Genomic DNA, 2203 nt, shown 5'->3' with positions numbered 1-2203 from the left:
AACGAATATCGCACCCAAGAGAGCTTCGACGTCTGATTAACCAATACGTAGATGATTACAACAACATACGGCCCCACGAGGCATTAGGCTACAAGGTTCCCAACGAGTTTTACTTTGCTTGCTTCGCTGCTTAGAATAATTCTGCTTACTGCCACTCTTAAAATTTTAGAACGTGGTCTTGACAAGGGGCCCATTATACAATACGGCAGTTTTCGACGGCTCCATTCTTTCTTCAATATTTCTTGATTGACTTCGGGTTTCATCGTCTGTCTATGTGCAGTGAATTGTTTCCGCGCATAGGCTTCCAGATTACCGCCATTCGCTATATAGGTGCGCATCCGGGCGATTTGTTCGGCTCCGATGGGACTCCATCCCATACACCGGGAACTCAGCCGGTCAGACAGCATATGGCTTACGTGTCCTTCCGTACTGCTAGCAGCATCTGGCTGGGTCAAGGCTTTATGGATACCCTCCCAGTTTGCCATGATGTACTGATAGCCGTCCCGGATGGCTTTTTCCCGTTGGGGACTCTTCCGCAGTTTTCGCTGTACTTCTTTCACGAAAGCTTCGCAGTCATTGGCTTTCAGTGCCTCATACAAGGCCGTACTTGTACCTTTGCCTGCAATCTTGCGGAGGTATTGACTGTCATGGTATCCATCGACCACATGAGTACTGTTCCATACGTACTCGGTCCCTGATTTAATCCATGCAGCAGCATCTCCTTTAATTACGACTTCTGGCATCTGTTCTGTCCCATATGTCTGTTGGATATACCGATTTACAGCTGGCCATAACTGAGACGGAGTTTCCCATCCAGAAAAAGTACGCCGTCCGAGGAGCTTTCGGCGTCCTTGGCAGACGGGCACTTTCGTTTCATAGACATTGATCAGCTTCATCTCTTTCGCATGACCTTTTTGCATCGCTACATGGTCCTCGTCGGCTTCCACATACACCTTATAAATCCCTGGTTTCGCTGCTGGCATCACCGCCGCCTGATTGGGAATCGTCCCTAATTTACGAATAGACTGTAAGACACTTTGCCCACTTAAACGGGCCGGGGTCGTAAGCGCAACGTACTTACGATAACTGACATCCGCAGAACGTGTGACTAAACGAGCTCGGCAAAATGGCTCAATATGCGTAGACTTATCCAATCCCAGCCATTCATCTAACAGGTAATGATAGGAAGAATTCGTCTTGTCCTGATAATATGTCCGGGTAAAGGTAACCTCTCCCCAAAGGGTCGTCAATGTCCGTGAGCGATGGGCTTTGACCTGATAGCGATGTTCCGGCTTGCTGGCGGCATAGATAGCTTCATCCGCTTGTTCCAAGATGGCTTTTAACACCTCACCTCCTGTTTGGTTCACCAATTGTTCCAACTTCTGACTCAACTGAACCAGGGATACTTCTTGGGATAAGATATTTTGAAGAGATTCATTAAAAAATGTACCCAAACATTGACAATTTGTTGTATACTAAACATGAGAAGGACTCCTTTCGTATTGGTTTGCTCTAAACTTATTATACAACAAGGAGCTCCTTCTCTTTTTATATTTTCTTTAATGTATTAAAGTTTTCCCACAATTATTTTACACCATTTTGTTTTTTGTAATACCTCGAAAATAAAAAGCCACAAACATGGAAAGCTCATAGCTTTTATCGCATATATTAATTCATATATATATATCAATACGATCTTTATCAGATACTACCTTCCCTTCAAGTATGCCAAGCAATTTAGGTTGGGGCGCTGAAAAACTATTAGTAAGCTGTCCCAAATCAGGATATCGTTCTATATTATTAGAACTTATTGCATATCGGTCCACAATTTGTGCAAGCGGAGTAAATGAATATTTCTGATCACCATTGGCATCAATAACGCTTTGATACATTAAACCCGATGTGAAAAGCCCTTGTATTGAAATGTTGTATGGAAGGTCTGTTTCAAAAATATGTTCCCCTAAAAATGCTAAATCATCTTCTAAAGTATTCGTTATTGTATGACAAATCCTATAATGGGCCTGTGAATTCAGACCAGTACTGAAAATTTTAAGAGTGCATGATATAGTATTAAGTAACGAAAATTGGAGGATGCTATCATGCCAAGAAAAAAGTACACTTCTGAATTTAAGACCAAGATTGTTCTGTCAATTCTGAAAGGCGACAAGGAATTCAATGTCATCTGTTCTGAAAACKGCCTGAC

General features: G+C 42.7%; 3 protein-coding genes. 1 reads left to right on the top strand and 2 read right to left on the bottom strand.

The window, feature by feature from the left end; all coding sequences use genetic code 11:
• The first annotated feature begins 5 nt into the window (after positions 1-5).
• Positions 6-134 (top strand): integrase core domain-containing protein, encoded by a 129-nt coding sequence (locus tag NM10_RS15365; RefSeq protein WP_081642509.1) that lies wholly within the window; start codon positions 6-8, stop codon positions 132-134.
• Here NM10_RS15365 and NM10_RS12440 read toward each other — a convergent pair.
• Positions 84-1454, bottom strand: coding sequence for an ISLre2 family transposase (locus NM10_RS12440; protein ID WP_256379011.1), 1371 nt, complete (start codon positions 1452-1454; stop codon positions 84-86). The genes NM10_RS15365 and NM10_RS12440 overlap by 51 nt on opposite strands.
• A 219-nt stretch (positions 1455-1673) precedes the next feature.
• A complete protein-coding gene (locus tag NM10_RS13875; protein WP_147675891.1) occupies positions 1674-1892 on the bottom strand; it encodes a hypothetical protein in 219 nt (72 codons plus the stop codon).
• Positions 1893-2203 lie beyond the last annotated feature (311 nt).

It is taken from the genome of Megasphaera sp. NM10, assembly GCF_000417505.1.
In the GTDB taxonomy this organism is placed as follows: domain Bacteria; phylum Bacillota; class Negativicutes; order Veillonellales; family Megasphaeraceae; genus Megasphaera; species Megasphaera intestinihominis.
This window is presented reverse-complemented; position numbering and strand designations above follow the sequence as displayed.

Excerpts from the sequence above, each read along its gene's own strand:
- NM10_RS13875 (WP_147675891.1), bottom strand. The coding sequence starts at position 1,892 with ATGTATCAAAGCGTTATTGATGCCAATGGTGATCAGAAATATTCATTT.